The sequence below is a fragment of the Celeribacter marinus genome (assembly GCF_001308265.1).
Lineage (GTDB): Bacteria > Pseudomonadota > Alphaproteobacteria > Rhodobacterales > Rhodobacteraceae > Celeribacter > Celeribacter marinus.
Genome location: NZ_CP012023.1, coordinates 1,244,628 through 1,271,415, shown reverse-complemented (window position 1 = coordinate 1,271,415; position 26,788 = coordinate 1,244,628). Strand labels below are relative to the sequence as shown.

General features: G+C 55.8%; 24 protein-coding genes and 1 other RNA gene. 15 read left to right on the top strand and 10 right to left on the bottom strand.

The window, feature by feature from the left end:
* Positions 1-30 precede the first annotated feature (30 nt).
* The 5 genes from IMCC12053_RS06195 (at position 31) to IMCC12053_RS06175 (ending at position 5,842) form a co-directional block, all read left to right on the top strand.
* Positions 31-489 carry an Lrp/AsnC family transcriptional regulator gene (locus tag IMCC12053_RS06195; RefSeq protein WP_062216805.1) on the top strand — a complete coding sequence of 153 codons (459 nt, stop codon included), beginning with the start codon at positions 31-33 and terminating at the stop codon, positions 487-489.
* Positions 490-559: 70 nt separating this feature from the next.
* Positions 560-1,510 (top strand): GAF domain-containing protein, encoded by a 951-nt coding sequence (locus tag IMCC12053_RS06190; RefSeq protein ID WP_082389050.1) that lies wholly within the window; start codon positions 560-562, stop codon positions 1,508-1,510.
* A 179-nt stretch (positions 1,511-1,689) separates the two neighbouring features.
* A complete protein-coding gene (gene adh, locus IMCC12053_RS06185; protein WP_062216802.1) occupies positions 1,690-3,210 on the top strand; it encodes an aldehyde dehydrogenase in 1,521 nt (506 codons plus the stop codon).
* Between the two features lie 110 nt (positions 3,211-3,320).
* Positions 3,321-3,680, top strand: coding sequence for a DUF779 domain-containing protein (locus IMCC12053_RS06180; protein WP_062216799.1), 360 nt, complete (start codon positions 3,321-3,323; stop codon positions 3,678-3,680).
* 101 nt (positions 3,681-3,781) lie between these two features.
* Positions 3,782-5,842 carry a DEAD/DEAH box helicase gene (locus IMCC12053_RS06175; RefSeq protein ID WP_062216796.1) on the top strand — a complete coding sequence of 687 codons (2,061 nt, stop codon included), beginning with the start codon at positions 3,782-3,784 and terminating at the stop codon, positions 5,840-5,842.
* 158 nt (positions 5,843-6,000) lie between these two features.
* Here the strand turns inward: IMCC12053_RS06175 and rpsU are convergent, their stop codons facing one another.
* Complete coding sequence (gene rpsU / locus IMCC12053_RS06170; RefSeq protein ID WP_062216793.1) at positions 6,001-6,207, bottom strand: 30S ribosomal protein S21; 207 nt, start codon at positions 6,205-6,207, stop codon at positions 6,001-6,003.
* 112 nt (positions 6,208-6,319) lie between these two features.
* Here rpsU and IMCC12053_RS06165 point away from each other — a divergent pair, with 112 nt between their 5' ends.
* Together IMCC12053_RS06165 and IMCC12053_RS06160 are read left to right on the top strand one after the other, a co-directional pair.
* Positions 6,320-7,012, top strand: coding sequence for a COQ9 family protein (locus IMCC12053_RS06165; RefSeq protein WP_062216790.1), 693 nt, complete (start codon positions 6,320-6,322; stop codon positions 7,010-7,012).
* A 12-nt stretch (positions 7,013-7,024) separates the two neighbouring features.
* Entirely contained in the window at positions 7,025-8,011 is a 987-nt protein-coding gene (locus tag IMCC12053_RS06160) for an NAD(P)H-quinone oxidoreductase (RefSeq protein WP_062216788.1), read from the top strand.
* A 13-nt stretch (positions 8,012-8,024) separates the two neighbouring features.
* On the opposite strand, the gene IMCC12053_RS06155 is transcribed toward IMCC12053_RS06160, so the two are convergent.
* Positions 8,025-8,666 carry a ribonuclease T2 family protein gene (locus tag IMCC12053_RS06155; RefSeq protein ID WP_062216785.1) on the bottom strand — a complete coding sequence of 214 codons (642 nt, stop codon included), beginning with the start codon at positions 8,664-8,666 and terminating at the stop codon, positions 8,025-8,027.
* Between the two features lie 139 nt (positions 8,667-8,805).
* Between IMCC12053_RS06155 and IMCC12053_RS06150 the strand changes: the two genes are divergently transcribed.
* Positions 8,806-9,549 (top strand): DUF1013 domain-containing protein, encoded by a 744-nt coding sequence (locus tag IMCC12053_RS06150; protein WP_062216782.1) that lies wholly within the window; start codon positions 8,806-8,808, stop codon positions 9,547-9,549.
* A 91-nt stretch (positions 9,550-9,640) separates the two neighbouring features.
* On the opposite strand, the gene recR is transcribed toward IMCC12053_RS06150, so the two are convergent.
* The 6 genes from recR to IMCC12053_RS06120 all read right to left on the bottom strand — a co-directional run bounded on the left by recR (position 9,641) and on the right by IMCC12053_RS06120 (position 15,671).
* On the bottom strand, positions 9,641-10,288 hold the full coding sequence (gene recR, locus IMCC12053_RS06145) for a recombination mediator RecR (protein WP_062216779.1): 648 nt from the start codon (positions 10,286-10,288) through the stop codon (positions 9,641-9,643).
* On the bottom strand, positions 10,248-10,592 hold the full coding sequence (locus IMCC12053_RS06140; protein ID WP_062216776.1) for a YbaB/EbfC family nucleoid-associated protein: 345 nt from the start codon (positions 10,590-10,592) through the stop codon (positions 10,248-10,250). Before IMCC12053_RS06140 ends, recR begins: the two co-directional genes overlap by 41 nt.
* 34 nt (positions 10,593-10,626) lie before the next feature.
* Positions 10,627-12,396 carry a DNA polymerase III subunit gamma/tau gene (locus IMCC12053_RS06135; protein ID WP_062216773.1) on the bottom strand — a complete coding sequence of 590 codons (1,770 nt, stop codon included), beginning with the start codon at positions 12,394-12,396 and terminating at the stop codon, positions 10,627-10,629.
* Positions 12,397-12,456: 60 nt separating this feature from the next.
* The gene (gene rsgA / locus IMCC12053_RS06130; RefSeq protein WP_062216770.1) at positions 12,457-13,500 is read right to left on the bottom strand and encodes a ribosome small subunit-dependent GTPase A; all 1,044 of its coding nucleotides are present in this window, start codon (positions 13,498-13,500) and stop codon (positions 12,457-12,459) included.
* An 81-nt stretch (positions 13,501-13,581) separates the two neighbouring features.
* An RNA gene (ffs, locus tag IMCC12053_RS06125) (signal recognition particle sRNA small type) lies at positions 13,582-13,678 on the bottom strand.
* Between the two features lie 70 nt (positions 13,679-13,748).
* On the bottom strand, positions 13,749-15,671 hold the full coding sequence (locus IMCC12053_RS06120; RefSeq protein ID WP_143089966.1) for a bifunctional 2',3'-cyclic-nucleotide 2'-phosphodiesterase/3'-nucleotidase: 1,923 nt from the start codon (positions 15,669-15,671) through the stop codon (positions 13,749-13,751).
* Between the two features lie 363 nt (positions 15,672-16,034).
* Here IMCC12053_RS06120 and nudC point away from each other — a divergent pair, with 363 nt between their 5' ends.
* Positions 16,035-17,003, top strand: coding sequence for an NAD(+) diphosphatase (nudC, locus tag IMCC12053_RS06115; protein ID WP_236852555.1), 969 nt, complete (start codon positions 16,035-16,037; stop codon positions 17,001-17,003).
* A 39-nt stretch (positions 17,004-17,042) separates the two neighbouring features.
* Positions 17,043-17,516, top strand: a complete 474-nt coding sequence (locus IMCC12053_RS06110) for an SRPBCC family protein (protein WP_062216767.1) — start codon at positions 17,043-17,045, stop codon at positions 17,514-17,516.
* Positions 17,517-17,567: 51 nt separating this feature from the next.
* On the opposite strand, the gene IMCC12053_RS06105 is transcribed toward IMCC12053_RS06110, so the two are convergent.
* Positions 17,568-18,398, bottom strand: coding sequence for a prephenate dehydratase (locus IMCC12053_RS06105; protein WP_062216764.1), 831 nt, complete (start codon positions 18,396-18,398; stop codon positions 17,568-17,570).
* 121 nt (positions 18,399-18,519) lie between these two features.
* Between IMCC12053_RS06105 and IMCC12053_RS06100 the strand changes: the two genes are divergently transcribed.
* The 5 genes from IMCC12053_RS06100 to IMCC12053_RS06080 all read left to right on the top strand — a co-directional run bounded on the left by IMCC12053_RS06100 (position 18,520) and on the right by IMCC12053_RS06080 (position 24,937).
* Positions 18,520-19,038 carry a c-type cytochrome gene (locus tag IMCC12053_RS06100; RefSeq protein WP_062216761.1) on the top strand — a complete coding sequence of 173 codons (519 nt, stop codon included), beginning with the start codon at positions 18,520-18,522 and terminating at the stop codon, positions 19,036-19,038.
* Positions 19,039-19,112: 74 nt separating this feature from the next.
* A complete protein-coding gene (locus tag IMCC12053_RS06095; RefSeq protein WP_236852553.1) occupies positions 19,113-21,098 on the top strand; it encodes an extracellular solute-binding protein in 1,986 nt (661 codons plus the stop codon).
* A 35-nt stretch (positions 21,099-21,133) separates the two neighbouring features.
* Entirely contained in the window at positions 21,134-22,225 is a 1,092-nt protein-coding gene (locus IMCC12053_RS06090; protein WP_062216756.1) for a microcin C ABC transporter permease YejB, read from the top strand.
* A 1-nt stretch (position 22,226) separates the two neighbouring features.
* On the top strand, positions 22,227-23,333 hold the full coding sequence (locus tag IMCC12053_RS06085) for an ABC transporter permease (protein ID WP_062216754.1): 1,107 nt from the start codon (positions 22,227-22,229) through the stop codon (positions 23,331-23,333).
* A complete protein-coding gene (locus IMCC12053_RS06080; protein WP_062216752.1) occupies positions 23,330-24,937 on the top strand; it encodes an ABC transporter ATP-binding protein in 1,608 nt (535 codons plus the stop codon). The genes IMCC12053_RS06085 and IMCC12053_RS06080 overlap by 4 nt, the downstream gene beginning before the upstream one ends.
* A 45-nt stretch (positions 24,938-24,982) precedes the next feature.
* Here IMCC12053_RS06080 and IMCC12053_RS06075 read toward each other — a convergent pair whose 3' ends face one another.
* Positions 24,983-26,575 (bottom strand): D-alanyl-D-alanine carboxypeptidase family protein, encoded by a 1,593-nt coding sequence (locus tag IMCC12053_RS06075; RefSeq protein WP_062220975.1) that lies wholly within the window; start codon positions 26,573-26,575, stop codon positions 24,983-24,985.
* Between the last annotated feature and the right edge of the window lie 213 nt (positions 26,576-26,788).

Sequence of the window (26,788 nt, the reverse complement as noted above, 5' to 3'; positions counted from 1 at the left end):
ATTTGGGCCAGTTTGGGATAATCATCCGCCATGACTACATTAGACGATACTGATCGCCGTATTTTACGCATTTTGCAGCGCAATGGCCGCATTTCAAACGCAGATTTAGCTGTTCAGGCCAATGTTTCGTCGTCTGCCTGTCATCGCCGCGTGCAGCGGATGGAGGCCGAGGGTGTAATCCGGGACTACGCCGCGATGCTCGATCCGCGCCATGTGGATCGTCGTGCAACGGTGTTTGTCGAGGTCACGCTCGATAGTCAGGCTGATGAAACATTGGATGAATTCGAGCGGGCCGTGGCCTTGGTCGAGGATGTTTTGGAGTGTCACCTCATGGCGGGGTCGGCGGATTACATGTTGAAGGTTGTTGCTGCGGACACCGAACACTTTGCGCAATTGCATCGCCGTTTGGTGTGTTTGCCGGGCGTTCAGAAAATGCAGTCATCCTTTGCCATGCGCACCGTTTTTAAAACCACGGCTTTGCCTGTGTGAAAGATCGGATTTGGGAAAATCACCTTATGCGTGCTACGATTGAGATGTCGCAACGGGGAGGGCGCGGCATATGAAACGGATAAACCACGCTGATAACATCATTTCCGCCGTCGAATCGGGGTCTGTAGGATCGCGACTAACGGCCAGTTGGCGCAGGTCGCTTAACAAGCACGGGCTTGATCCGACCTTAAGCCATGCCCCGCGCAGGTTTGAAAGTGCCGAAATCAATGATCGTCGCGACAGCATGGGATCGTTTATGACCGTTGCCACGCCAAAGCTGGATCAGCTGTTCCAAATGGTTGGTCAAACCGGATGTTGCGTTTTGCTGACGGACCGCGAGGGAGTCGTGCTTGATCTACGCTCCTCGGACGGCGATGCGGCAACTTTTGAAAAATGGGGCCTGTGGTATGGGGCCGATTGGTCCGAGGAAGCAGAGGGCACCAACGGCATTGGCACCTGTATTGCCGAAGCGCGCCAGATTACCATTCATCGCAACGAACACTTTTTGAGCCGCAACACTGCGATGTCCTGTATGGACGCGCCCATCTTTGGGCCTGATGGCGAATTGATTGCCGCGTTGGACGTCTCGTCGTGTCGCGCTGATCAAACGGAAAGTTATTCGCGGCTGATTTCCGGTGTCGTTGCCCAAACCGCCAAGCAGATAGAAACCGAAGCTTTTCGTGCGGCCTTTCCAAAGGCGCGGATTGTCACCTCTCCGGAGGAGCGCCCTGAGGGTGCGGTGTTATTGGCCGTCGATAGTGATGATCTGATCGTGGGTGCAACCCGCGCCGCACGCCGCGTATTCGGCTTGGGGCAAGGCGGCGCACTCACGCCGCGCCCCGCCTCAGATATTTTAGGGCGCGATACTACTGCATCGGCGTTGGAGCGTGCTGAACGCGCGGCGCTAAAACGGGCGATTGCACGTTCGGGCGGCAATCTATCGGCGGCAGCGCGCGCGTTGGGAATCGGGCGTGCGACCCTGTATCGCCGTATGGGGCGATTGGGTATCGACGTGGCCTAGCAGGCGCGCACATCCTCTCCGATACGTTTGAAAATTCCGTAATCTGATCGAAAGTGTCTCACTGGTGAGACACTTCTATTGTGCACTACGGGGTTGAGGGGATGACGGCGCCACATGGACCTTGTCATGGTCTTCTTCATACCGGCGGGAGGACGCCGGCATTCTTGGAGGAGAAAATTATGAACGTTCAGTCCAAACCTGATAGCAAATACACCAATCCGTTTAAGGCGAAGTACGACAACTTTATTGGCGGCAAATTCGTGGCCCCGGTCGGTGGTGAGTATTTTGAGAATATCACCCCGATCACGGGCCAGAAAGTCTGTGACGTTGCACGCTCTGGCGCTGCGGATGTTGAATTGGCACTAGATGCGGCTCACGCTGCGAAGGTTGCATGGGGCAAGACATCTGCAACCGAGCGCTCTAACCTGTTGCTCAAAGTCGCAGATATTATTGACGCGAACCTTGAACTGATCGCTACAGCTGAGACATGGGACAACGGCAAGCCAATCCGCGAAACAATGGCCGCCGACATTCCATTGGCCGCAGATCACTTTCGTTACTTTGCGTCCGTACTGCGTGGCCAAGAGGGTACCATGTCGGAAATCGACGCGGACACTGTTGCGTATCACTACCATGAGCCACTTGGTGTTGTGGGTCAGATCATCCCGTGGAACTTCTCCATTTTGATGGCTGCGTGGAAAATCGCACCGGCATTGGCCGCCGGCAACTGCATCGTGCTCAAGCCCGCAGAACAGACACCTGCCGCAATCATGGTCTTGGCCGAACTGATCGCGGATGTGATCCCCGCGGGCACGCTGAATATTGTGAACGGCTATGGCGCCGAAGTTGGCGCACCGCTCGCGCGTTCGCCTCGCATCGCCAAAATCGCATTCACCGGCTCCACCGCAACGGGTCGCATGATCATGCAGTACGCCACGGAAAATCTTATTCCTGTGACACTGGAGCTTGGTGGCAAGTCGCCGAACATCTTCTTCTCCGATGTGATGCGCGAAGATGATGCGTTCCTCGACAAAGCCGTCGAAGGGTTTGTTCTGTTTGCCTTCAACCAAGGCGAAGTCTGTACATGCCCCTCGCGTGCGCTAATCCAAGAGGATATCTACGAGGAGTTCATGGAGCGCTGCATCGCGCGTGTTCAAGCAATCATCCAAGGTGATCCGCGCGACATCAACACGATGGTTGGTGCGCAGGCATCGCAAGAACAGCAGGAAAAGATCCTGTCGTATCTTACAATCGGTCGCGAAGAGGGGGCCGAAGTCCTCGTTGGTGGTGATGCTGCGCGCTTTGATGGCGAACTGTCGGACGGGTATTACATCCAGCCAACCATTCTCAAAGGCCACAACAAGATGCGCGTGTTCCAAGAGGAAATCTTTGGCCCGGTTGTCTCCGTGACAACATTCAAAACCGAAGAGGAAGCATTGGAGATTGCAAACGACACCATGTACGGCCTCGGCGCTGGCGTGTGGTCGCGTGACATGAACACTTGTTACCGCTTTGGCCGCCACATCGAGGCGGGCCGCGTTTGGGTCAATAACTACCATGCCTATCCTGCGCACGCTGCATTCGGTGGCTACAAACAGTCGGGCGTTGGTCGTGAAAACCACAAAATGATGCTCGATCACTACCAGCAGACGAAAAACATGCTCGTCTCCTACAATCCGAACAAACTGGGCTTTTTCTAAATCCCGTTTTGAGAGACGCAACACATCTCCCCTAGCTTTGTGTTGCGCCTCGACACAATGTGCGGTGGCCCTAGATAGTAGGGCTGCCGCTTTTGATTGGAGGATCTGACATGACTATACCTCGCGTTATCGCCACCGATGCAGGCCTTGCACTTTTGGATGAAATCCGCCGCGACCATGGAGATGTGATGTTCGTTCAATCAGGCGGCTGTTGTGATGGATCATCTCCGATGTGCTACAAAGCGGGTGATTACATTGTCGGCTCACGCGACATTCATTTGGGGGACGTTGCGGGCGCGCCAGTCTGGATTTCGCAAAGCCTCTTTGAGATCTGGCGCAATTCACAAATGATCCTTGATGCGGGCAAAGGCTTTGGTGCGGGTTTCTCTTTGGATACAGGGCGTGGAAAGTGCTTCTTGTCGAAGTCGCGCCTGTTCACAGAGGCCGAAACCGCGCAATTAGAAGCTTAAGATGTAGCCTTTTCTCTGACAGCAATGGACAAACGCGGCAAAACCCTTTAAATGGGCCCAAATTGCGCAGACTGAACTGCGCGCCGATTGGACATTCCCACATGATTACGCCCCTCTCTGACGCGCTTGCCGAGCGCGGTTACGATACTTTGACTGACGTGCAAACCGCTGTTACGGCACCAGAATTGGAACAGGCAGACTTGCTTGTCTCCGCGCAAACAGGATCGGGTAAAACCGTAGGCTTCGGTCTGGCCATTGCAAAGACACTCCTAGGCGATGAGATTCGTTTTGGTCCTGCTGCTTCGCCTTTGGCGCTCGCAATTGCGCCAACGCGCGAATTGGCGATGCAAGTCGCCCGCGAATTGGAGTGGCTTTACGCCAAAACCGGCGCAAAAGTTGTGACCTGTATTGGGGGCATGGATGCCCGCGCGGAACGCCGCTCATTGGAGCGTGGTGCACACATTGTTGTGGGAACCCCTGGTCGTTTGAAAGATCACATCATGCGCCGCGCGCTTGATCTTGACGATATCCGTGCTGTTGTCCTCGACGAAGCCGATGAAATGCTTGATCTCGGGTTTCGCGAAGATCTTGAGTTCATGCTCGACGCATGCCCCAAGGATCGTCGCACGTTGATGTTCTCGGCCACTGTGTCCAAATCGATCAGCCAGATTGCAACGAATTTCCAACGCGATGCCGTGCGCATTTCGACGGTCTCCGAGAAAAACCAACACTCAGATATTTCCTATCAGGTGATCCAATGTGCGCCGCGCGATGCCGAGCACGCGATTATCAACCTGTTGCGTTACCATGACAGCCAGACGTCGATTGTGTTCGCAAACACCCGCGCCGCTGTTGCGCGTCTCACCGCGCGCTTTGCCAACCGTGGCTTTTCGGTTGTGAGCCTGTCGGGTGAGTTGTCGCAAGACGAGCGCAGCCATGCGTTGCAAGCTCTTCGTGACGGGCGTGCGCGTGTTTGTGTGGCTACCGATGTTGCCGCCCGCGGGATTGATTTGCCGAACTTGGAACTTGTGATCCACGCCGACATTCCGACCAATACCGAAGGTCTGTTGCACCGCTCTGGCCGTACAGGGCGCGCAGGTCGCAAAGGCACATCTGTCTTGATCGTACCTGATAATGTCGCCAAAAAAGCACAGCGTTTGCTCAAATGGGCGAAGATTGACGCTGAATGGCGCGGTGCGCCAACCGCCGAAGAAATCCTCGCGCTAGATGAGACGCGTTTGATGGATGACCCGGCATGGACCGAGGCGTTGAGCGAAAACGAAGCCGAGTTTGCGGCGACCCTCTTGGGCAAGTTCAGCCCCGAGCAAATCGCGACCGCGTGTTTGCGTTTGTACCGCGCTGGTCTATCTGCCCCAGAAGAGATCAACGTCCACACCGGTAAGGGTCCGCAAAAAGATCCGCGCGAAACATTTGGCCCGTCCAGATGGGTGGCGCTTTCTGTGGGTCGCGACAAAAACGCGGAGCCACGTTGGCTCCTGCCGTTGTTGTGTCGTGCGGGCAATATCGACAAGTCGAAAATCGGTAAGATCAAAATGGAAGACACGGAAACTTTCGTGGAACTCCAAGAAGCCGCCTTGCAAGGATTTATGGATCAGCTTGGCGCAGGTGGCGAGCTTGAGGATGGTGTGACGGCCCGTGCTGTCGATGGAACCCCATCGTTCAGCGCTGGCGCACCACGCTCACCCAAAGCGCGGTTCGACGGACATAGTGGTAAACCCCGCGGCGAAAAGTCGTTTGGTGCAAAGCCCGCCTACGACAAACCCCGTGGTGAAAAGAGCTATGGCGACAAGCCTAAGTTCGACAAGCCGCGTGGCGATAAGCCAAGCTACGACAAGCCCAAGACCGACAAGTTTACCAAGCCTGCTCGTAAAGAGCGCGACGATGCCGTTCACGCACCTGCAAAGCCACGCAAGGATAAGCCGAGCGATAAGCCGTCTGGGACGTTCAAAGGCAAGCCAAAATCCGCGGGTGCGGGTGGTGGTTATAAAGGTGCGGGTAAACCTGCAGGCAAGCCAACGGGCGCAGGCAAGCCCGCTGGAAAATATGACAAAGCGGGCGCAGGTAAAAAGCCACATCGCAAAGGGGCCGCCCCCAAAGGTGGGCCAAAGGGCGGCGATGCTGTTCTGAGCCGCAAGAAATAATCAAGTATAAGGGCGGCGCGGTGATCCACCGAGCCGCCCTTTTTCTATCTGGCTATGTCACGTATCGCCGCGCTACAAAAACAAAACCCCCGCGGCCTATATGGCAGCGGGGGTTTGTATTCTTTTACGGTCCGAAATGCCGGACTTCAAAAGTGCCCTTAGAGCATACCTTCGCGTTGAGCTTTTTTACGAGCCAACTTGCGGGTACGGCGGATGGACTCGGCCTTCTCGCGCGCTTTCTTGACGGAGGGCTTTTCGAAATGTTGCTTGAGCTTCATTTCACGAAAAACGCCTTCGCGTTGAAGTTTTTTCTTCAGAGCACGGAGTGCCTGATCGACATTGTTTTCACGAACGCTAACCTGCATGTGGTGTCACCACCTTCCTAAGTTAGATTTGCATGAATTGCAGGAATTGGCCGTATAGCAAAGCGGCTCTACCTTGTCTACTATAGGGCCAACGACAACGAGGAGTGATCCGATGCAAACGACTGCTTATATCGACCCGACCCGTGAAAAGCTGCTGGATTCGGCTTTGCCCAACGTGGTTTTCGACGGGTGGGGGGCCGAGACATTCAAAGTGGCTGTTGCTGATTCCGGTGTTTCGCAGGGCTTGGCGGATGTGAGTGCGCCGCGCGGATCGGTTGATCTGGCCGCGGCCTACCACAAGCGCGGAGACCGAAAGATGATGGCAGATCTCGCCACAGCGGACCTTTCCACAATGCGCTATTCCGACCGGATCGGGCATACCGTTTGGCTGCGGTTGCAAGCGGTTGATCGTGAAGTTGTGCGGCGCGGCATGTCGCTCTTTTCGCTTCCACACTATGCCCCCGAGGGGACCAAGTTGGTTTGGGAAACGGCAGATGCGATTTGGAACGCGATGGGGGACACCTCGCGGGACGTGAACTGGTACACGAAACGCGCCACGCTATCGGGTGTTTTTGGCTCATCTGTACTCTTCTGGCTTGGCGATGACAGTGAAGGGTTCGCGGACACACGCGCCTTTATCGACCGCCGCATTGTCAATGTTATGCAGTTTGAAAAGGCGAAGGCCACAGTGCGCGAGAACAAGGCGCTTTCGGCGCTGTTCGCCCTGCCATCGGCCGTTTTGTCACGTGTGAAAGCGCCCGCAGGGGTCGATCGCGATGATATTCCCGGCACACGGTCCACCTAAAGCGAGATCGCCATGACCCTCCCAGAAACAATGCGCGCTGTTGAAATTGCGCAAGCAGGAGGCCCGGAGGTGTTGCGCTTCACCACGCGCCTCGTGCCCACGCCCAAAGCCGACGAGATTGTGATCAAAGTTGCGTTTTCCGGCGTGAACCGCCCAGATGCGTTGCAGCGAGCTGGTCTTTACAATCCGCCCGTAGGCGCCTCTGATTTGCCGGGCCTTGAGGTCGCGGGGGAGGTGGCGGCCGTTGGCGCGTCCGTGTCATCCTATGCCATTGGCGATCCAGTTTGCGCCCTCGTTCCGGGGGGTGGCTACGCCGAATATGTGGCCACGCCCGCCGCGCATGCGTTGCCCGTTCCCAAGGGGCTCACTCTGGAACAGGCCGCGTGTCTGCCAGAGACATTTTTCACCGTTTGGTCGAACGTGTTTATGCGTGGCGGCCTTCAAGCGGGCGAGCGCATTTTGATTCACGGTGGCGCATCTGGCATTGGCACAACCGCCATTCAATTGGCGCAGGTGTTTGGCGCGCGGGTCTTTGTGACTGCAGGGTCAGACACCAAATGTGTGGCCTGTACCCGTTTGGGTGCAGAGCGTGCGATCAACTACCGCGATGAGGATTTCGTCACAATTCTAAAGGCCGAAGGTGGCGCAAACCTCATCCTCGATATGGTGGGTGGCGACTATATCAATCGCAATCTCAAAGCTCTCGCGATGGACGGACGTCTGGTCAATATCGCCTTCTTGCAAGGGTCCAAAGCCGATGTGAATTTTGCGCAAGTGATGATGCGGCGCTTGACCCTAACAGGATCGACATTGCGCCCGCAATCGGATGCGCAAAAAGCACGGATTGCAGATGTGTTGCGCACACAGGTTTGGCCCCTGATCGCTGCGGGACGTATTGCACCGGTGATGGACAGCCGCTTTGCGCTTCACGATGCTGCAGCTGCCCACGCGCATATGGAATCCGGCGCCCATATTGGCAAAATTGTTCTCGAAATTTGACGCCTGTTCGCCGTTATTCGATATCGGCTAATAGCGCGTCCGTTAGGGTGCAATCGCGGATTGTATCGGCCCCACATTTGCGCGGCTCCAGATCAGGCGTCAGACATATGCGGACCTCTTGGATGCGGTAATCGCGACACGTCACGGTGATCTCGTTGGCGTCCAACCCATCGTTCACGTTCATAAATGCGTCTTCGATCACAGAGGCGGGGACCTTGATGTCGCGGGGCAGTTTCATGAACGCAGAGGGGCGTTTGATTTTGTCATAGGCGGCACGCGACAAATCAAGAAACTCTTGCGCCTCAAGGCCGGAACACCGTCCGTGTTTTTTCCACTGATACCATGCGGCGCCATCTGTCCCCATGATGTCTTCCATTGCTTCGGTCTGACGGCGTGACGGGTCGCGCACCGGACTATGGCAGTAGGACGGCCACCCGCTTTCATATTGTGGCCAAAGCCCATGAAGCACCCACCCCAATTCGCGGTCACATTGCGCAGAGTTGCGGGCATCTCCCTCTAGGGCACACCATGTAGGTGACCACGACAATGACAACACATAATAGTCGAAATCTCCAGCAGGCTCACCATCCGCCCAAGCGGGTGTCGTCAAAGCAGCTATGGCCACTGTCACGGCCCTTACCAATCGTTTACTCATTTTCTCTTTCCCTTACGCAATATCCACACTATACAGCGCTTAAGTTCCCCCACAACGGATACGGTCCCAAATCGGGAAAGCCCTTTCAGGCGACGCAGAAGTTGTGTTTAGAATTATGGCATCGCAAGGAGAGTTTCCCATGGCAAAACCGATTATGGCAAAAGCCACCGCCGTTTGGCTCGTCGATAATACGACGCTGAGCTTCAAACAGATTGCTGATTTTTGCGGTCTTCACGAGTTGGAAGTTCAGGGCATTGCGGACGGTGATGTGGCATCTGGTGTGAAAGGCTTCGACCCGATCGCCAACAACCAGTTGACCTCGGATGAAATCAAAGGCGCAGAAGAGAACCCCATTCAAAAGCTGAAGTTGAAGTTCAACCCAGCGGCCTCTGGCGAGGAAAAACGCCGTGGTCCACGCTACACGCCGTTGTCCAAACGCCAAGACCGTCCCAATTCGATCTTGTGGCTTGTTAAATTCCACCCCGAACTGGCAGATGCCCAGATCGCCAAACTTGTCGGCACGACCAAGCCTACGATCCTTGCGATCCGTGAGCGCACCCATTGGAACATCGCGAACATGCAGCCGATTGATCCTGTTGCACTGGGCCTGTGTAAGCAAACCGAGCTTGACGCCGCTGTGCAAAAAGCCGCCGCCAAACGCGCCGCCGATGGCGCCGGGATGACCGACGACGAGCGCCGCAAGTTGTTGTCTACGGAACAGTCTTTGGGCATGGGCACAGATTCGAAAATGCCAACGGCTATTTCCGGTCTCGAAGCGTTCTCCCTGTCAAATGATGACGATGAGAAAGAGGCGCCACTGCCGGACAAAGATAGCTTCTTTAACCTTCCCGATGCGGATGACAACGAAGATGATGACGCATAATATTGCGCGTTAACGTATTGAGAAGGCCCGCCAATATGGCGGGCCTTTTGCATATTTGGACGATGTTTGTATCAGGTCTAGAACGGTGCGTTCAGACGCCCTTTCGCGCACGCAAAGCGGCGGTGATCGTTCCGTCATCGAGGTAATCAAGCTCGCCACCAATAGGTACGCCTTGGGCCAAAGATGTCACAGCACAGCGTCCTGACAATTCGTCCGCGATATAGTGCGCCGTGGTTTGGCCGTCGACAGTTGCATTGAGCGCGAGGATCACCTCGGTGATTTGCTCGTCACCCACGCGGCGGACCAAGGCAGGGATACGCAGATCCTCGGGGCCGATTGCATCGAGCGCAGACAGTGTACCGCCGAGCACATGATAGCGTCCGCCAAACACGCTCGCACGCTCCATCGCCCACAGGTCTGCCACATCTTCGACTACGCAAATCTCGCCGTTTGCACGTTTACCAGAGGTGCAGATGTCACATAGATCGGATGTGCAAATATTGCCGCACTGCACGCATTCGCGAGCGTTGTCCGCCACGGTTTGCATTGCCGTGGCGAGGGGGGCCATCAGGCGCGTGCGCTTTTTGATCAGGTGTAGAACCGCGCGGCGTGCCGAGCGCGGCCCAAGACCTGGAAGCCGCGCCATGAGATCAATCAGAGCCTCGATTTCGCGCGTTGCATCCCCCACCTGTGCGTCCTCAGAACGGCATTTTGAAATCGGCGGGCAGGCCAAGGCCATCGGTGATCTGTGCCATTTCAGATTGGGCGCGATCCGCCGCTTTGGCCTGCGCATCTTTGATTGCCGCTAGGATCAAATCTTCGACCACTTCCTTTTCGTCGGGGTTAAAGATCGACGGATCGATTTCAAGCGCAGTCAACTGTCCTTTGACGGTTGAGGTCGCTTTGACAAGACCCGCACCACTTTCACCAACCACCGTCATGGCATCCATCTTCTCTTGCAAGTCAGCCATTTGCTGTTGCATTTCTTTGGCTTTTTTCATCATGCCGGCCATATCGCCGAGATTGCCAAGTCCTTTGAACATCGTCTGTGTCTCCTGATTTTAGGGTGCGAGGGGATCAGTCCTCTTCGAAGGGATCCCATTCGTCTTCGACTTCTTCAAGTGCTTCTGAGGCCGCTTGCGCCGCAATCTTTTCGGGCGTGCGGATTTCCGCGATTTTCGCATGGGGGAAAAGTTCGAACACCTTCGCGACCATCGGATGACTTTTTGCGGCAGCTTCAAGGGCGAGACGGTCGGCGTCCATCACATCACGAAGCGTCTTGGCGTCTTCGGGTGCGGCCGCGATGGACACGCCCCAACGGTGTCCTGTGAAGGCTTGCAAACGGCTTGATAGACGGGCGGCGAGATCAGCGGGGGCATCGCCCACAGGTTCAAATTCGATACGTCCGGGTTTGTAGCTTGCGAGCCGGACATGGTTTTCCACGTCTATTTTGAGTTTCATATCGCGGTGATAGCCAATCAGCTCCACAACATCCTCAAACCGTGCATATTTGGCGAGCCCCACATCCGGCGCTTGTGCGGGGGCGGCCTGTGCCATCATTGTCGGGGCATGTGCTATCCCTCCACCGCCCCCTGCAGGTGTCCCTTGGGTGCTGACGGATCTGGAGCTGTTACCGCCAGAGGGCGCGCCGCCAGAGGGGCCAACGGGCGGACGCGGTGGCGGGTTTTGCTCATTGAGTTTGCGCACCAAATCTTCAGGCATAGGCAGGTCGGCCACATGGGTCAGGCGAATGATCGCCATTTCTGCGGCCATCATGGCGTTGGGGGCGGCGGCCACCTCTTCGAGGGCTTTGAGCAGCATTTGCCACATGCGCGATAGCACACGCATCGGCAGCTTTTCGGACAATGTTAGGCCACGGGAGCGTTCATCTGGCGAAATTGTCGGGTCGTCTGCGGCGTTTGGTGTGATTTTGATCACGGACACCCAATGGGTGATGTCGGCCAGATCGCGCAGCACCGCCAGTGGATCGGCACCATCGGCGTATTGCCCGCCGATCTCTTCGAGCGCGCTTGCCGCGTCGCCCGCCATGATCATGTCGAACAGGTCCAACACGCGGCCACGGTCGGCAAGGCCTAACATGGCACGAACCTGATCCACGGTGGTCTCGCCTGCGCCGTGCGAAATCGCTTGGTCCAGAAGCGATAGCGCATCGCGCACGGACCCTTCGGCGGCGCGGGTGATGAGGGCAAAGGCGTCCTGCGCCACGTCAGAGCCTTCTTTGTCGGCGATAGACGAAAGGTGGGCCATCATCACTTCGGGTTCGATGCGCCGCAGGTCAAACCGCTGACAGCGTGACAGAACTGTGACGGGCACCTTGCGAATTTCGGTGGTGGCAAAGATGAATTTGACGTGTGCCGGTGGCTCTTCGAGGGTTTTGAGGAGTGCGTTGAACGCACTCGTCGAGAGCATGTGCACCTCATCGATGATGTAGATTTTGTAGCGCGCGGAAGCGGCGCGGTAGTGCACACTGTCAATGATTTCGCGAATGTCGCCCACACCTGTGCGCGATGCGGCATCCATTTCCATGACGTCCACGTGGCGGCCTTCGGTGATCGCGACGCAGTGTTCGCACTGTCCACATGGCTCGGTCGTAGGGCCACTGTTGCCGTCCAGACCGATACAGTTCATCCCCTTGGCGATGATCCGTGCGGTGGTGGTTTTGCCCGTGCCGCGAATGCCGGTCATGATGAAAGCTTGGGCGATGCGGTCGGCGGCGAACGCATTTTTGAGCGTGCGTACCATGGCATCTTGACCGATCAGGTCGGCAAAGGTTTCCGGACGATATTTGCGTGCCAGAACCTTGTAGCCTTCATTGGTCTCGCTCATGCGTTCATCTCCCTCGTTGCACCACAAGGTAAGGGTGCAGGCAGCCCCCCGCAAGCGGGTTCACTCGCCGCGCCGTGCCTTTTTCGCCTTGAGCACGGACTTTGCCATTTTGGAGAACTTGCGACCGCGATCACGGGCTTCGGCCACCGTCTCGGAATTGCGCTCATCCTCGTCGATCAGTTTGCGCCACCGCTCGACACGGTCAGCGTCCAGTTCGCCGCTTTCAATGGCCGCACGCACTTTGCATCCGGGCTCTGTATTATGGGCGCAGTCGGAGAATTTACAGGCGGTTGCCAGATCGGTGATGTCTTCAAATAGCGTACCGATTCCCTCCGCTGCATCGTGGAGGGCCAGTTCGCGCATTCCGGGGGTGTCGATCAGCCATCCCCCTGCAAGCATTGCGTGCATGGAGCGCGCCGTGGTTGTATGGCGGCCCTTTGCGTCATCTTCGCGAATATCACCGATCTCGATGTCAAGGCCGGTAAGGCCGCGCGCAATTGTCGATTTTCCGACCCCTGAGGAGCCAACAAGCGCAAGGGTTTGACCGGTGCTGCACCACGGCATCAATTCGCCAAAAGCGTCCGGATTCGTGGCATTAAGGGCTATGACATCGGCGGGCGCATAGATTGCTTTGGCGCGCGATATAAAGTCATCCACGTTGCCGGATTCGGGCCTGTCGGCTTTGGTGATCACGATCACCGGATGGGCCTCGGCCTCGATTGCGATGGCAAGGTAGCGTTCTAGGCGCGCCTCATTGAAATCATCATTGCATGAGGTGGTGATAAACAACGTGTCGATGTTGGAGGCGATGAGCTGTGTCTGCGAGGTCAGGCCAGCGGATTTGCGCGAAATTAGGGTTTTTCGGTCCAGTAGGCGGACAATTTTTTCACCATCTGTGAGGGCGAAATCACCCACCGCGAAATCCGAGGCCACAAGATCGCCCGTTAGCGCCAGTTCCAGCCGCTCAAGCTCACCTGTCAGGGCGATGATATTGCGGCGGCGCACTTCGGAAATGCGGACTGGCGTCAAGGTTTCGACCTCGTCCACGCTCATTTGCGCGGTGAAGTGTTGTGACCATCCGAGGCGCTTCAGGTGTGGTGTCATCTGGGTGAGCTCATGAACATGCGGCCTATATTGCCTGTCGCGGGGGATACGGCAAGAGGCGCGGATGTTAAGGGAGATAAAGGTGAGAGGCTGGACAACGACCCAAGCGGGACTCGTTACGGCTGCTTCCTTCCGGATCTGACCGGGTTGGCGAGGAGCTTGCCCGCGCCAACCTCTCGCGTTTGGATATAGGGGGAGTATTCTGAAATGGCAAGAGGGGCGCCGCGTAGGTGTGCTTTGCCTGTTTTTTACAAAAGCAATCTAATTTGGCCAAAGCCAGATGCGCCTACGGCAAAGCCTGTCACGTTTAAATGAGAGAGCTCGTCGAGATGGTGTTTGGCCTTCGGGGATGTCTCGAACATCACTGGTGTGCCGCCTATCGGACAAAACGACCAGTTGGGTGTGGTTTGTGTCGTCGGGACGCCGCACGTGCGGATGTGGCGAGCCAAAATGTCACCGATCAAATCAGGTCCGTCAAAGATCACTGTGCTGCCATCAGCGCCCGGAAAATGTCCGCCGCCGTTGGCGCGGTAGTCACTTGCGACCACCACAAATTCCATATCGTCGGACACTGGCGAGCCATTGTAGGACAAGTTGCGAACGCGGGTTGCGGTAGGATTGATCTCATTGCCAGACCCGTCAAAGCGGGCGAGTTGCGACAGATCAATCTGATAGTCGATCCCAAAAATAACATCGAAAAAGTAGGCCGGTGCATGGGGGTTGCGCAGGGTTTGATCGCAGGCCGTTGAAGCAGTGTTTGGGGTGATTTGATTAAAGGCCGTACTAGTGCGCTCCAACCATGCGCGCAGTTGCGCGCCTGAGACGCGAACGGCACACACGCGGTCACGAAAGGGGTAGAGGTCTGAGATGTTTTTGATCGCCAGAATTCCAACAGGCATAGCTGTGTAGTTCTCTGGGCCTGCGCGCCCGCCAGCTTTGGACGGTGAGACGGCCGACAAGATGGGCAGGTGCGCGTGTTCGCTATGTGCGATTGCGTCCGCCACATAATCGCGTTGTGCGTCAGCGATCAATTTCATCGAGCGGTCTGTCCCAAGTAGGGAAAAATAGGAATGGAGAGGCACATCTGTCTGGCCGATTGGGCGCCGCGCAAAGTCCAGTGTGCCAAGGTGGTCATGTTCCACGGCCGCAATGATGGCTTCGACACTTTCGACCAAAGGCCGCGCGCAGCCTGACGGGTTTCGCTCAAGAATCGGACGCACTTCGACGTTTGCTTTGCGGACGGCCCATGTATCGCCAGTGCGTTCAAGCATGAGATCAATGAGGCCAAGGTGCGATCCGCAACTGCCCGCCATAACGGCAGGTTTGCCGTGGATGAAACCGTTTTCACTATCTACAACAGGAGTTTGCGCGAACTGGGGGGAGGGAAATAGCAAGTGCAAATGGCCGGTGATCAACGCGTCGACCCCCTCAAGGGCCGCCAGTGGAATGGCAGCATTTTCCATGCCCTCGTATTCATCCTCACCCGCGATCCCCGTATGACAGAGCAAGACGATGATATCGGCCCCGTGTTGTTTCATCTGGGGCACAAATTTGCGCGCTGTCTGCATGATGTCGCGTGTGCTGGCTTTTCCTGCCAAATGCGTGCGATCCCACATTGTCACTTGTGGCGGCAGCAAGCCTAGTAACCCAACTTTGATCGGATGACTCTTTCCTGCTCCATCAATGATCTCGCGATCCAAAATGACATAGGGGTCAAACACTGTGGTGTCTTGCGTCGATGTCTCATCGGGTATCTCAATCAGATTTGCCGACACAATGGGATGATCTGCGCGCGAGATGGCCCATTTGAGATGATCGAGGCCGAAGTTGAATTCGTGATTGCCTAAAGTGCCAGCATCGTAGCCGAGGACATTCATGGCGGCGATCATCGGGTGAGGAGTGTCTCGCCCTTGTGCATGATCTGCGGCGACAAAGTCGGCCATGGGCGTCCCTTGTAGAAAATCGCCATTATCGACCAAAAGTGTGTTGCGTGCTTCGGCGCGCCCCTTTGCGATGAGCGCAGCCGTCCGCGCGAGACCGGTCGCGTCAGTGGCGCGATCCCCACAGTAGTCATAGGGAAAAATCTGCATGTGCAGATCTGTCGTACTCATAATCCGAAGGTGCGCATGATCCGCACGGGTGTCGGTGGAAAAGGTATGAGGTTGGGTCACTGCTTGTCCTGCTGACACGCGCCGTGCCAAAATTCTGATTTGAAAATGTGATTTGTCAGACACTACGGTTTTAGAGGTGTGTCGGGCAACACTTTTGGATACCTAATATATGCTATGGGGTATGTTTTGTGAGCTTATGGATTTTTGTTTTCGACTTGCGTGATGTATCATGCTTACGCTGCGCTGCAACATCTCATGGGTGCATTTGACGTCACGTAACAACCCAAGCGTGCATTTCCGCACGATGGGTCTATTAATCTGCACGGCGTATTGTGGGCAAATTGAATCGTTAGACTTGACCGCATGGGTGCGGTGCGGTTTGGACAGGGTCTAACCCAAATCGATACCATGAGGTGTGCGACCGTGAACAACACAACACAGCAAACGGATGACGCCGTCACATTGGGCGCGGGCACGCTAGATCGCGCGGCGCATCTGCGCGGCGATGCGGCCTCGTTGTGGGCACAAAACGGTGCGCGCGTGCTTCCCCTGTGGTCGCACAAGCCGTTTTGTAATGATTCTGGTGGGTTGGCGTTCCTCGAGACTGACCACCCCACGGTTGTAGATTTGGCGCAGGATGCCATTTTCATGGGGATTGACGATGCCGGAGCCGCCGTTTTCGCGGTTGATGTGACACGCACATGGACTGTGACACAGGTCGCGGAGCTTCAAGAGGGGTTTCTTGATCCATCGCAACAGCGTGTGGACGGCTTGCCTGATTGCGCCTTTTTAGAACTGCGTGCGGTTATGACACTCTTGTCGCCCTGGGAGGCCGAGGTGGCATCAACCGCGCGCGGTCTTTTGGAGTGGCATGGACGTCACGGGTTTTGTGCCGCGTGCGGTGCCAAAAGCGCGATGACTCAGGCCGGATGGCAGCGTACATGTTCGTCGTGTTCTGCGCCGCATTTCCCGCGGACCGATCCCGTTGTGATCATGTTGGTGACACGTGGCAATTCGGTGTTGTTGGGGCGAAATGAAAACTGGCCTGAAGGCATGTATTCTTTGCTCGCCGGATTTGTTGAGCCGGGTGAGCCGATTGAGGCCGCAGTGCGCCGTGAGGTGTTTGAGGAATCGGGAATAGTCGTGGCTGATGTGACATATATCGCCTCACAGCCTTGGCCGTTTCCGGCCTCTTTGATGATTGGGTGTGCCGCTCGCGCGACGAGCGAGACAATCACGATTGACCCGTTAGAGTTGCAAGATGCGATGTGGGTTACCCGCGAGGATGTAGCGTTGTCGATGGCGGGGATGCACCCAACGCTTAAACCCGCGAGAAAAGGTGCAATTGCACATTATCTTTTGGCTAAGTGGCTTGCGGACGAGATTGAATAATTGGATATTCCAGTGATTGGTTGAGTGAGGTGAAGCGGTATGAAGTTTTCGACACGCAAGGATATCGACGCACCTGCGGCATACGTGTTTGAGCGCATTGCTAATTTCGAGGCGTTGGAGCGCCAAGCAATGCGGCGTGGTATCGACGTGTCACGCAAAGATCCCGCCCAGCCGCGCGATGTTGGTGCGGGTTGGACTATGAAAGTTCCGTTTCGCGGCAAAACCCGCGATATCGTCGCCGAAGTGGTGACGTATTGTGACCCGACCAATTTGGTCGTGGCTGCGAAGTCTGGAGGCCTTGATATGGTGCTCACTGCGGACATTGTGGCGCTTAGCCCCAAACGAACGCGCTTGTCGCTTAGCTATGATATCAAGCCGCAAACCTTGTCTGCGCGGATTCTTGTGCAGTCGATCAAGTTCGCCAAAGGGACGCTTGATCGTCGGTTTGATCGAAAAATAGATCAGTATGGCGCTACAATGAGCGACGACTACAATAAGTCATTGATGTCCTGAGGAATGGCGGGTGCGGGGACGTACGCCGCATTGCGTGACCGCCCATTGTGGTTATTTACGGCGCGGATCGGCGGGATAAACGCCCAGTATCTCGACCATTTCGGTGAAATAGCTTAATTCGTCCAAAGCAAGGCGCACGTTGGCATCGTCGGGGTGGCCTTCGATGTCGGCATAAAACTGGGTGGCGGAAAAATTGCCGTCGACCATGTAGCTTTCCAGCTTTGTCATGTTGACGCCATTTGTGGCGAATCCGCCCATTGCCTTGTAGAGAGCCGCCGGAATGTTACGCACCCGAAACATGAACGCAGTAACCATTTTGTTGGACCTACGCGAGGTGTCGGCGTCGCGCGACATCACCAAGAATCGCGTTGTGTTCAGTTTGTGATCTTCGATTTTGGGCGCGATCACCTCAAGCCCGTACAGCTTTGCCGCCAATTCAGACGCAAGAGCCGCTTGGGTTTTGTCACCGCCACCAGCCACATCTCGTGCAGCGCGGGCATTGTCGGAACTGGTCACGCCCTTGATGCTGTGATCGCGCAAAAACTTTCCGCATTGAGGTAAAATCACAGGATGACCGTGAGCATGTGTGATGTCTGATAGTTCGGCCCCCGGAAGGCCCAAAAGGTTGACATGCACGCGTACGAACGTCTCGTCGATGATGTGCAATCCGGCTTTCGGCAATAGGTGATAGACGTCTTGTACGCGGCCATAGGTTGAATTTTCGACTGCAATCATTCCCAAATCGGCGTCTCCCGAGCGCACCGCTTCTAGGGCGTCCTCAAAGGTTGGGCAGGGTAGGGGATCAAAATCGGGGCGAGTTTCGACGCAAGCCTGATGGGAATAAGCGCCAAGTTCCCCTTGAAAGGCGATGCGTTTTGTCATTTTCGTCTCTTTTCAATCAAGTTTTTGCGGAATGTCGATAGGTCGCAGGTCTTATACCTTGAAATGCACCGTTGGAAACGGGTAGATACGGCGCAACCCATGCACCAAAACGGACCGCGACATGTTCAACACTATGACCCTTACTAAGACCGTCGGCGCTATCTGCGGCACGCTCTTGATCTTTCTCTTCGCCAATTGGGGCGCTGATGCGATCTATCATTCCGGTGGCGCAAGTCATGACGGCGAGCACGCCCAAGCCTATATCATCGATACCGGTGATAGTGAGCCAGCCGAAGTAGAAGAGGTCGTTGAAGTTTCATTTGACGTTCTTCTGGCCTCTGCTGACGTTGGCAAAGGCGAAAAAGTTTTCAACAAGTGCAAAGCCTGCCACAAAGTGGACGGTTCCAACGGCACTGGTCCACACCTCGACGGTGTTGTTGATCGCGACATCGCATCCGTGGCCGATTATGGCTTCTCGGACGCTTTGGCCAGCTTGGATGGTGCGTGGACGCCTGATCACTTGAATGGCTTCCTTGAGGCACCAAAAGATTACGCGCCGGGCACAAAGATGTCGTTTGCGGGCTTGAGCAAAGCCACAGATCGCGCCGATCTCGTCGCCTATCTTCAGACGTTGAACTAAAAACGTCTTTTCGACTGTGTTTCTAGCCCCCGTAGCTGCGTGCTACGGGGGCTTTTTCGTGCGTCGATCACGCCATGATCACAGGTTCATCACAGTTGCTCCAATTACCCATTGGAAGTCGTGCAATTTCAGGTCAGTTTGATAGCATCACGTTCAAACACACTGTCGCCCCAAATGACTGGAGCTTTCACATGGCCGCCGCCCATTTTCGCCTCGCCCTTTTCACCGCAGCAAGCATTGTTGTCTCCTCAAGTGCCGCGCATGCGCAAGATACAGACACGATAACGGCGACATGGTTTTCGGACTGGGATGAGGCGAAGTATAGCGCGCCCGTCGATCATCTGGCCTATGTGAACCCTGATGCACCAAAGGGCGGTAAAATCGTTCTGGGGACGGTTGGAGATTTTGATAGTCTCAATCCCTATTCGACCCGTTCGGGCACACCCGCAGCAAATTCATCGATTCCCTATGAGCGTCTCATGACGGGCGTATCCGACGAGGCGCTATCTGCCTCTTACTGTTTGTTGTGCGAGACGATTGAATACCCAGAGAGCGAAGATTGGGTAATCTTCAATCTGCGCCGCGATGTGACGTTTTCCGATGGCACGCCCATGACGTCCGCAGATGTGGTGTTCACGCATGAGAAGTTTATGGCGGAAGGGACGTTGTCGTGGCGCACGGGTGTGGGCAATATGATTGCGGGGGTTGAGGCGCTTGACGATTATACCGTCCGGTTTGAGTTTCAGCCTGACGCGCCCCGCAACGGGCTTATCTCGCAAGCCGGTTCGACGCTTGTGATGCAAAAGGCATGGTTCGATGAGACGGGCGCAAAAATCGACGAGAAACGGTTTGATGTCTCTCCGGGGACAGGCGCCTATGCGCATGGCGATTTCGAGGCGGGGCAATGGGTCGAATATACGCGCAATCCCGACTATTGGGGGCGCGATCTCTGGCTCAGAAAAGGCACCGAAAATTTTGACACGATCCGCATTGAGTACTTTGGTGACACCATTGGCGCGTTCGAGGCGTTCAAGTCGGGTGAGATTACATTCCGCCAAGAGAACTCGTCGCTCAATTGGGCCACAGGGTATGATTTTCCTGCGCTTGAGAGTGGCGCAGTCATAAAGGCCGAGTTGCCGGATGGGAGCCTTCCCAATGCGACTGGGTTCGTATTCAACCTGCGCCAAGAAAAGCTACAAGACCGCAATGTGCGCCGCGCGCTGGGGCTGATGTATAACTTCACGTGGACCAACGAGACGTTGCAATACGGACTGTTTGCACAGCGCGAAAGTTTTTGGGATACCGATGCTCTCAAGGCAGTGGGTGTGCCCCAAGGCAAGGAGCTAGCGTATTTAGAGGCCGTACGCGGCCTTGTTCCTGACGAGGTGTTCACACAAGAGGCCGCGTTGCCGCACGTGTCAGGAGCGCGGTCTTTGGATCGTAAAAATATGCGTCAGGCACTTATGTTGATGGAAGCCACGGGATACACACCCGGGTCCGACGGTAAATTGCGTGATGAAAATGACCAAGTTCTCAAGATCGAGATTTTGGAAAATACGCCATCGTTTGACCGGATTTTGATCCCCTATGTCGAGAACCTCGTCGCGCTGGGTGTGGACGCCGTTTACAGCCGTGTGGATACCAACGCCTATCAGGCACGTACCCAAAGCTTTGATTACGACATTATTTTTGGGGGCTACACGAGTGGTTTTGAGGAGGGTGTTGGGCTTGCGCAAAAATACGGCTCCGAGGGCGTGGATGATGTGTTCAACCCTGCGGGCTACGCCAGTGAGGCCGCCGACATTTTGATTGCGCAGGTGGTTGAGGCCGATACTTATGAGGATATGTCCTCAGCCCTCAAAGCCGTCGATCGCCTGTTCCGCTACGACTATTTTGTTGTTCCGACATGGTATCTCGATAAGCATTGGGTCGCCTATTACGACATGTATGAGCACCCGCCAGAAAGCCAGATGGCGCCCTATGATCTAGGCTATCTGGATTACTGGTGGTATAACGCCGATAAAGCCGCGCAATTGAAAGCGGCAGGGGCCATCAAGTAACGCCCAAAGAGGTATCGAGCAGGAGAGCGACCCACATGGGAGCCTATATCCTTCGGCGTTTGTTGCTGATCATTCCGACTTTGCTCGGAATTATGATTATCAATTTTGCCCTGACACAGTTTGTTCCCGGCGGGCCGGTGGAACAGGTGCTTGCCGAGATGCGTGGCGAGGGCGATGTGTTCGAGAGCATTTCGGGCGGCTCCGGCGATGTCGAGGTACAGCTTGAAGCCGCGAGTGCGGAGTCCGATTACATCGGCGCTCGGGGCCTTCCGCCCGAGTTCATTGCGGATTTAGAGCGCCAGTTCGGCCTTGATAAACCGCCGCTTGAGCGGTTCTTGTCGATGATGTGGAACTACATGCAATTCGATTTTGGCGAGAGCTATTTTAGAAGCCAAGGCGTGTTGGAACTGGTCTGGGACAAGTTGCCCGTGTCGATTACGCTCGGCCTTTGGGCTACGTTGATTTCCTACATGATCTCTATTCCTCTGGGCATCCGCAAGGCGGTGCGAGATGGGTCATCTTTCGACACATGGACGTCTGCGATCATCATCGTCGCCTATGCAATCCCCGGATTTTTGTTTGCAATTATGCTGCTCGTGCTATTTGCGGGCGGCTCGTATTGGCAGATTTTCCCGTTGCGCGGCCTTACATCCTCGAACTTTGATGAATTGAGCGACTTGGGCAAGGTGGGCGACTACCTATGGCACATCACATTGCCGGTTCTGGCCTCGCTCATTTCGTCCTTCGCCACGTTGACCCTGCTCACCAAAAACTCGTTTCTCGATGAAATTCGCAAACAATACGTGGTGACGGCCAAGGCCAAGGGCCTCACCGAAAGCCGTGTCCTTTACGGGCATGTGTTTCGCAATGCGATGTTGATCGTGATCGCGGGATTTCCGGGTCTGTTTTTGTCGGTGTTCTTTGGGGGCTCGGTGATTATCGAAACCCTGTTCTCGCTTGACGGTTTGGGGCGGATGGGGTTTCAGGCGGCCTTGCAACGCGACTATCCCGTGATCTTTGGCACGCTGTTTTTCTTTGGCCTGATCGGATTGTTGATCAATATCGTGTCCGACCTGATGTATGTCTTTGTCGATCCGCGTATCGACTTTGAAAAGCGGGAGAGCTGAAATGCGCCTGTCCCCTCTCAATCAACGCCGGTGGCGCAATTTCAAGGCAAACCGCCGTGCGCTATGGTCGCTCTGGATTTTCTCGTTCCTGTTTGTGTTGTCGTTGTTTGCGGAATTTCTTGCCAACGACAAACCGATCATCGTGAATTATCGCGGCAGTTACTATACGCCGATTTTCAACTTTTACCCCGAAACCGCATTCGGCGGCGATTTCGCGACCGAGGCAGTCTACCGCTATCCCGAGGTGGAATGCCTGATCGTTTCGGGCGGGTTGGTTGAGTGTTTTGACGATCCAGACGCCATTATCGCGGATGCTGAAGACGGTACCGTAAATGGCGATGTGATCGAGAAAGGGTGGCTATTGTGGCCGCCGATCCGCTACTCGTTCAATACCCAAGTCGAAGGACCCGGGGCGGCCCCATCGCCGCCGACCACGCAAAACTGGCTCGGCACCGATGACACCAAACGCGATGTGGTCGCGCGGGTGATCTACGGGTTTCGCCTGTCGATCCTGTTCACGCTGATCGTGACCGTTGTCGCCTCGACCATCGGCATCGTCGCGGGCGCAATCCAAGGGTTCTTTGGCGGGCGCACCGACATTGTGTTTCAACGTGTGTTGGAAATCTGGGGCTCCATGCCCTCGCTCTATGTCATCATCATCCTGTTTGCCATATTGGGGCGAAGTTTCTGGCTCCTTGTCTTTGTGACCATCCTGTTCGGGTGGCCCGCCTTGGTTGGTGTTGTGCGGGCTGAGTTTTTGCGCGCGCGTAATTTCGAATACATCCGTGCGGCGCGGGCACTCGGCGTTGGCAACTGGACCATCATGTTCCGCCACATGTTGCCCAATGCGATGGTCGCCACGCTGACGCTATTGCCGTTCATTGTGACGGGGACCATCGGCACGCTTGCCTCGCTCGATTTTCTTGGCTTCGGGTTGCCATCGTCCTATCCGTCACTGGGGGAGTTAACGCTACAGGCCAAACAAAACCTGCAAGCGCCGTGGCTCGGGTTCACCGCGTTTTTCACCTACGCCATTATGTTGTCGCTCCTCGTCTTTGTTTTCGAGGGGGTGCGCGATGCCTTTGATCCGAGAAAGACCTTTCAATGAGCCTTCTTGAGTTCACAGATTTGCGTGTGTCGTTCAAACAGGACGGCGGTCTTGTCGAGGCGGTCAAAGGCGTGTCGTTCCGTGTTGAAAAGGGCGAGGTCGTTGCCTTGGTCGGCGAGAGTGGTTCGGGCAAATCCGTCACTGCATTGTCGTCGGTGAACCTGCTGTCCGACAACGCTGTCATCGGCGGATCGATCCTTTATGAGGGTCGGGAACTGGCCGGTGCCAGCGAAAACGTGCTGCGCAAAATTCGCGGCAATGATGTCAGCTTTATCTTCCAAGAGCCGATGACCTCGCTCAATCCGCTGCATACGATCGAGAAACAACTCGCCGAGATTCTGCTCGTCCATCAAGGTGTGACAGGCGCGAAGGCCCGCGAACGCATTTTGTACCTTCTGGACCGTGTGGGCATTCACAATGCCGAGGAACGTTTGGGCGCCTATCCACACCAATTGTCCGGCGGGCAACGTCAGCGCGTTATGATCGCAATGGCGCTAGCGAATGCGCCGAAACTGTTGATCGCGGATGAGCCGACCACGGCGTTGGACGTTACTATTCAGGCGCAAATCCTTGACCTGTTGATGGACATTAAACGCGATGAGGGCATGTCGATGTTGTTCATCACCCATGACCTCAACATCGTGCGCAAATTTGCTGATCGTGTTTGCGTGATGAAAGACGGTGAGATCGTGGAGGCGGGTAAAACGGCGGAGATATTCGATGCGCCTAGCCACCCTTATACCAAGCTGTTGTTGGAGGCCGAGGCAACGGGGCGTCCCATCCCTGTGCCCCAAAATGCCAAGGTTGTGGCCGAGACCACAGACCTGCGCATTTGGTTTCCTATACAGCGCGGATTTTTACGGCGCACAGCGGGCTATGTGAAGGCGGTGAATGCCGCGACATTTTCCGTGCGCGAGGGCGAGACGGTGGGTGTTGTTGGCGAATCCGGATCGGGCAAAACCACCTTGGCGCTCGCAATGATGCGGCTGATTTCCTCACAAGGCCCCGTGGTTGTGATGGGGCAAGACGTACAAGGGTGGAACAACCGTGCTCTGCGGGGTTTACGCGCTGATATGCAGATCGTGTTCCAAGATCCCTACGGGTCGCTGTCGCCACGCATGACCATTGCGCAAATTATTGCTGAGGGTTTGGGTGTGCACGGCTTGGGCGATCATGCGTCCAAAGAGGAAGCGGTGATCGAGATTATGCACGAGGTCGGCCTCGATCCTGACACGCGCCACCGCTACCCCCACGAGTTTTCGGGCGGGCAACGCCAACGGGTGGCGATTGCGCGTGCGATGATTTTGCGCCCGCGTTTGGTGGTTCTGGACGAGCCAACTTCGGCGCTTGATATGACGGTACAGGTGCAGATTGTGGATTTGTTGCGCGATCTTCAGGTCAAACACAAACTTGCCTACCTGTTTATCTCACACGACCTGCGGGTGGTACGTGCGCTTAGCCATAAAGTGATGGTGATGAAGCGTGGCGGTGTTGTGGAGGCAGGCGAAGCGGATGCGATTTTTGACGCGCCACAACACCCCTACACCAAGGCGCTTGTTGCCGCCGCGTTTGATCTTACAGTTGAAGAGGGCGCAGGCGTCTAAACGCCCACGCCCATCTGGTGGTGATTGTGGTGTCGTGTGTTCTGCTTAGGTCGGGCCAATCGGATCGCAATCAACGCCGCGTGCTGCGAGGCGACGACAGGTCATACCCGCGAGGTCTTCGGTCAGGCCAAGGAAATTTGCCTGATAGCCGCGCTTTGATTTTACGACTTTGCGCAGGGCACCATCGAGCATGTCGAGTTCTGTCAATGCTGTCTTGAGCAAGACTTTGCGCGCCTCGTATTCAGAGCCGTAGGTGCCGATGTTGACGCCCCAATGGCGCGATCCTGAGGTAGAGATGCGTGTCACGATTTCCGGGCCAGACTGAGCCACCAACGCGCGTGCCGGCATAACCGCCGCGGTGGGCGTCACGTTGGTCAGCTGAAGCGAGACGGGGCGCGGCTTAGGGGTTATGTCGGACAGGCCAGCGGGAGCAGTTTTAATCGGAGAGGGCTCAAGGGGCGCGTCTAGCTGTGCGACTTTTTCGACTTGTTCAAGCACTTGCGTGGCCTGTGATGTCGCGGCCTCGGCGAGGGCCAGAACCTGTTCATCGTGTTGCGCCTGTGTGACGGCATTGAAAATGTCATTCGACATCGACAACAACATGGTTTCGTCTTCGGGTGCCAAGGTGCGCATCGGGCGCGGTTTGGGGATTGGGCTTTGCGTGACGTTGATTGTGACGCGAATGATTTTGGAGGCCACGCTCGGCGCGTCTTGCGTGCCTGCGACCATAACGGCGCTGCCAGCGGCTTTGCCCAAGTAGGGGGGGCGTTTGGGTTTGACAACTGCGACACGGTTGGGCGCGCGCTGGAACCCTAAATCCATCAACTCGGTGACGCGCGCATTGCGTGTCGCGGTAGAGCGCCCGCCAAATACGGTCGTAATGATGCGCTCGCCGCCGCGTTCCGCCGAGGCGACAAGGTTAAAACCGGCAGCAGATGTGTACCCCGTTTTGATTCCGTCCGCGCCGGCATAGCTGTTGAGAAAACGGCTGTTGGTGTGGGACACAGTGCGTACGCCCGCATCGGCAGTCGTGCGTGAAAAGATATTGTAGTAGTCTGGGTAGTCGTAGAACACGTGGCGTCCAAGGACGGACATATCGCGCGCTGTGGACAGGTGTCCGCTCGCCGTGAGGCCGTGGGCATTTTTGAACGTGGTGCGCGACATGCCGAGTTCTTTGGCTGTGCGGTTCATGCGGCGTGCGAATGCGGCTTCCGATCCTTCGATCGCTTCACCAATTGCTGTGGCGGCATCATTTGCGGATTTTACGGCGGCGGCGCGGATGAGATAGCGTAGTTTTATTTTCTGGCCGGACTTCAGCCCCAGTTTAGAAGGCGGCTCTGCTGCGGCGTTTTTGGAGATGGTGACAAGGGTGTCGAGGCCGATCTCACCATTCTCAACAGCTTCAAACGCGATGTAGAGCGTCATCATTTTGGTGAGGGACGCCGGATGTAGGCGCGTGTCGGCATTGCTCGAATGCAGGATTTTTCCGTTGCGTGCGTCCATCACCAATGCGGCATATTCAGCGGCCATAACTTTGGCCGAGATGCCGACTAGCATCGCGAGAGCGATTAAAAGAATTGGGAAAATACGCCCGATCACGGCACGCGGGAGTACCCACGCTTGCACGTTGCTCAACATCATAACTCTGCCTCGTATGTGCCGGATCATTTCGCCCAGCTTATACAAAAGACGCTAGCACAGGCTTTGAAACGTGAAAACAGTCAATTTTATAAGGCTTTAGGCGATGGTATTGATGCAACGCCACATATGGTGGCGAGATTTCAATGGACCTCTAAATACGGTGCATAGCTCGCTTGGTCGAAACTTTTGCCACATGTGGCCACCCAAATG

Excerpts from the sequence above, each read along its gene's own strand:
- IMCC12053_RS06195 (WP_062216805.1), top strand. The coding sequence starts at position 31 with ATGACTACATTAGACGATACTGATCGCCGTATTTTACGCATTTTGCAG.
- IMCC12053_RS06190 (WP_082389050.1), top strand. The coding sequence starts at position 560 with ATGAAACGGATAAACCACGCTGATAACATCATTTCCGCCGTCGAATCG.
- adh (WP_062216802.1), top strand. The coding sequence starts at position 1,690 with ATGAACGTTCAGTCCAAACCTGATAGCAAATACACCAATCCGTTTAAG.
- IMCC12053_RS06180 (WP_062216799.1), top strand. The coding sequence starts at position 3,321 with ATGACTATACCTCGCGTTATCGCCACCGATGCAGGCCTTGCACTTTTG.
- IMCC12053_RS06175 (WP_062216796.1), top strand. The coding sequence starts at position 3,782 with ATGATTACGCCCCTCTCTGACGCGCTTGCCGAGCGCGGTTACGATACT.
- rpsU (WP_062216793.1), bottom strand. The coding sequence starts at position 6,207 with ATGCAGGTTAGCGTTCGTGAAAACAATGTCGATCAGGCACTCCGTGCT.
- IMCC12053_RS06165 (WP_062216790.1), top strand. The coding sequence starts at position 6,320 with ATGCAAACGACTGCTTATATCGACCCGACCCGTGAAAAGCTGCTGGAT.
- IMCC12053_RS06160 (WP_062216788.1), top strand. The coding sequence starts at position 7,025 with ATGACCCTCCCAGAAACAATGCGCGCTGTTGAAATTGCGCAAGCAGGA.
- IMCC12053_RS06155 (WP_062216785.1), bottom strand. The coding sequence starts at position 8,666 with ATGAGTAAACGATTGGTAAGGGCCGTGACAGTGGCCATAGCTGCTTTG.
- IMCC12053_RS06150 (WP_062216782.1), top strand. The coding sequence starts at position 8,806 with ATGGCAAAACCGATTATGGCAAAAGCCACCGCCGTTTGGCTCGTCGAT.
- recR (WP_062216779.1), bottom strand. The coding sequence starts at position 10,288 with ATGGCCTTGGCCTGCCCGCCGATTTCAAAATGCCGTTCTGAGGACGCA.
- IMCC12053_RS06140 (WP_062216776.1), bottom strand. The coding sequence starts at position 10,592 with ATGTTCAAAGGACTTGGCAATCTCGGCGATATGGCCGGCATGATGAAA.
- IMCC12053_RS06135 (WP_062216773.1), bottom strand. The coding sequence starts at position 12,396 with ATGAGCGAGACCAATGAAGGCTACAAGGTTCTGGCACGCAAATATCGT.
- rsgA (WP_062216770.1), bottom strand. The coding sequence starts at position 13,500 with ATGACACCACACCTGAAGCGCCTCGGATGGTCACAACACTTCACCGCG.
- IMCC12053_RS06110 (WP_062216767.1), top strand. The coding sequence starts at position 17,043 with ATGAAGTTTTCGACACGCAAGGATATCGACGCACCTGCGGCATACGTG.
- IMCC12053_RS06105 (WP_062216764.1), bottom strand. The coding sequence starts at position 18,398 with ATGACAAAACGCATCGCCTTTCAAGGGGAACTTGGCGCTTATTCCCAT.
- IMCC12053_RS06100 (WP_062216761.1), top strand. The coding sequence starts at position 18,520 with ATGTTCAACACTATGACCCTTACTAAGACCGTCGGCGCTATCTGCGGC.
- IMCC12053_RS06095 (WP_236852553.1), top strand. The coding sequence starts at position 19,113 with ATGATCACAGGTTCATCACAGTTGCTCCAATTACCCATTGGAAGTCGT.
- IMCC12053_RS06090 (WP_062216756.1), top strand. The coding sequence starts at position 21,134 with ATGGGAGCCTATATCCTTCGGCGTTTGTTGCTGATCATTCCGACTTTG.
- IMCC12053_RS06085 (WP_062216754.1), top strand. The coding sequence starts at position 22,227 with ATGCGCCTGTCCCCTCTCAATCAACGCCGGTGGCGCAATTTCAAGGCA.
- IMCC12053_RS06080 (WP_062216752.1), top strand. The coding sequence starts at position 23,330 with ATGAGCCTTCTTGAGTTCACAGATTTGCGTGTGTCGTTCAAACAGGAC.
- IMCC12053_RS06075 (WP_062220975.1), bottom strand. The coding sequence starts at position 26,575 with ATGTTGAGCAACGTGCAAGCGTGGGTACTCCCGCGTGCCGTGATCGGG.